Annotated in this window: 3 protein-coding genes; 2 read left to right on the top strand and 1 reads right to left on the bottom strand. The window is 71.9% G+C overall.

What is annotated here, in order from left to right; all coding sequences use genetic code 11:
- Positions 1-119 precede the first annotated feature (119 nt).
- Positions 120-1,292, bottom strand: a complete 1,173-nt coding sequence (locus G6019_RS15170) for a patatin-like phospholipase family protein (RefSeq protein ID WP_107757593.1) — start codon at positions 1,290-1,292, stop codon at positions 120-122.
- A 157-nt stretch (positions 1,293-1,449) separates the two neighbouring features.
- Between G6019_RS15170 and G6019_RS15165 the strand changes: the two genes are divergently transcribed.
- Together G6019_RS15165 and G6019_RS15160 are read left to right on the top strand one after the other, a co-directional pair.
- Positions 1,450-1,920 (top strand): DUF4262 domain-containing protein, encoded by a 471-nt coding sequence (locus tag G6019_RS15165; protein ID WP_182613488.1) that lies wholly within the window; start codon positions 1,450-1,452, stop codon positions 1,918-1,920.
- 49 nt (positions 1,921-1,969) lie between these two features.
- Positions 1,970-2,542, top strand: a 573-nt coding sequence (locus G6019_RS15160) for a type I 3-dehydroquinate dehydratase (RefSeq protein WP_182627937.1), incomplete at its 3' end; no start/stop codon positions are given.

Below are 2,542 nucleotides of genomic sequence, written 5' to 3'. Positions count from 1 at the left end.
CGCCGGTGGTCGTGGCCGCCGCGGTCAGGGCGTTCTGCCCGCAGCACCTGCCGCAGGTCGGCCAGGGGGGTTAGGGGAGCTCAGCCGGATCGGGGCGCACCGGGTCGCACGGTGGGCTCTCACACCCCCTCCCGGTCCAGCGCCTCCGCGGTGAGCCGGCGGCCGAGTTCGATCATCTCCTCCGCCCGGTGGAAGTCGAACGCCGAGCACGCGTCGGACGGCACCTCCACGAGGACATCGGGACGGTTGCCCGCCATCCGGTAGCCGGTGAGAATGCTCTGCATGGCCTCGATCGACTGGGAGACCACGTCGAAGATCCGGAGTGTGCCCGGGAGGGACTCCAGGCCGCGCTCGTCGCTCTGGGCCTCGGCCCGGACCTCGCGTTCTCCCTCTTCCACAGCCTCCTCGACCTCGGGGGACGGTGTCGCCGACGCACCAGGAGTCGACCTCTCGGAGGCACGTGGCCGGGGCTCGGCCCCCGGCCCCGTCGAATCCATCCCGGTCGCCTCCTCCCCGATCGGGTCCTGGCCCGTGGGGTCCTGACCTGTCGAGTCCTGACCGAAGCGGGCCGCGACCAGCCTGACCAGGTCGGCGTCCCGCACGTCCGCCGCCGCCGTCCGGATGCGACCGGAGAGCCTGGCGGTGGTCGCCGTCACCGTGCCCCCCTTCTTGGAGATCTTCGGATCCGCCACGGCCGACGGTTCCTCGGGGTCCGAGCTCTCCTGGAAGGTGGAACCACGGATCCCCTCCCGGCGACCGGTCAGTGAGACCGCCAGAACCAGATCGCTGTCCACCGAGGCGAGCGGCTCGAGCGGGACCGGGTTGGTCACGCCGCCGTCGATCATCAGTCGCCCGCCCACGATCGCCGGCGTGACGATGCTCGGGATGGCGAACGACGCACGCACGGCGATGTCCACCGGGCCCCGGGTGAACCAGACCTCCCGCCTCGCCCGCAGGTCGGTGGCCACGGCGGTGTAGGGGATCGCGAGATCCTCGATCCGCACGTCGTCGAGCATCTCGCCGATCACGCCCATGATCTTGTTGGCGCGGATCGCCCCCCCGCCGGCGAAGGACACATCCAGCAGCCGCAGGACGTCCCGCTGTGCCAGACCTCTCACCCATTCCTCGAAACGGTCCAGCTCGCCGGCCGCGAGCAACGACCCCACCACCGCGCCCATCGAGGCCCCGGACACTCCGACCACCTCGTGTCCGCGCGACTGGAGCTCGCGGATGGCCCCGATGTGCGCATATCCGCGCGCCCCGCCGGAACCCAGTGCCAACGCGACCCTCATGCGGTTCCCCTCCCTCGTCCTCACTCAAGTGTGCACCGAGGCCGCGCGCATCATCACGGCACCTCGGCGTCCGTGTCGTAGGGGCGATCTATCGTCGCACTCGTATCGAGCACCTGTTCGATACGGACGATCGCACACCAGACAACCAGGAGTTCCCGTGTCCCACACCGTCATCCCGTTCCGCCCCGTGGCCTCCCTCGACCCCGACATGGCCGTCGTCGCCGCCAACATCGACCGGTACGGCATCCACGTGGTCCACGTGGGCCAGGGCTGCACCTGCGTGGACTGTCACTCCGCACCCCTCCCACCGGACCAGCGATTCGGATACACGGTCGGGCTCACCGGTCGCGGACACCCCGAGCTCCTGGTCCGCGGCCTGGGCGCCCGTGAGACGGCCGCGCTGCTCACCCGGTGGGGCGGGTCCGTCCTGGACGGCGGGGTCCTCGACGCCGGCCACCTCCTGTGTGAGGGCCCCGACGGGCCGACGTGGGAACTCACGCCGGTTCGGCGCCCCTCCAGGACGCTGCGGTGGGCGGGCCGCTACTACCGCACCGCCGGCTCCGGCGGCCTCAGCGCCCTGGAACTTGTACCCGCCCGTCGGCGCTGCCCGTGCGAGGGGTGCTGCTGAGGTCACTGCCGAGGCCTCCGGCACGGCGGGGTCGTCGTAGGGTCTATCCATGCCCCGCCATCGGCTCCACCTGGACTCACGTTCGCCGTCGATCATCGTTCCGCTCACCGGACGGGATCTCGCGGAGCTCGAGGCGCAGGCCGATGCGCTGGTCGCCGCCGACGACGGGTACCGGAGCGCGGCCGAGGCGGGGACACCCCGGAACGGAGCCTCGACGGACACGGACTCGGACACGGACTCGTGGGCGGGCCGGTCACCAGGTCGGTTGGTGGATGTCGTCGAGTGGCGGGTCGACCTCTTCGAGCCCTTCACCGCCGGGGCCGGAGGTGACCCGGCCCCGGCGGTGGAGGCCCTCGAGCGACTCTCGACGCTGCTGCCGGGGGTGCCGATCCTGGCCACATTCCGCACCCGTGGCGAGGGCGGGGGCGCGGAGATCTCCCCGACGACCTACGTCGCCGTGATCGAGGCACTGTCCTCCACCGGTGCCGCGGCCGCCGTGGACGTGGAGTACCTGCACCCGCTCGCGGCGGACTCCATCGCCGCGGCCCACCACCACCGGGTCGCGGTGGTCGCGTCCACCCACGACTTCGCGGCGACCCCGCCGGCCGAGGAGATCGTGTCG

The organism is Dietzia sp. DQ12-76, from assembly GCF_014145045.1.
Classification (GTDB): Bacteria; Actinomycetota; Actinomycetes; order Mycobacteriales; family Mycobacteriaceae; genus Dietzia.
This window is presented reverse-complemented; position numbering and strand designations above follow the sequence as displayed.

Bases quoted from the DNA above. Each gene is read 5' to 3' on its own strand.
- G6019_RS15170 (WP_107757593.1), bottom strand. From the start codon at position 1,292: ATGAGGGTCGCGTTGGCACTGGGTTCCGGCGGGGCGCGCGGATATGCG.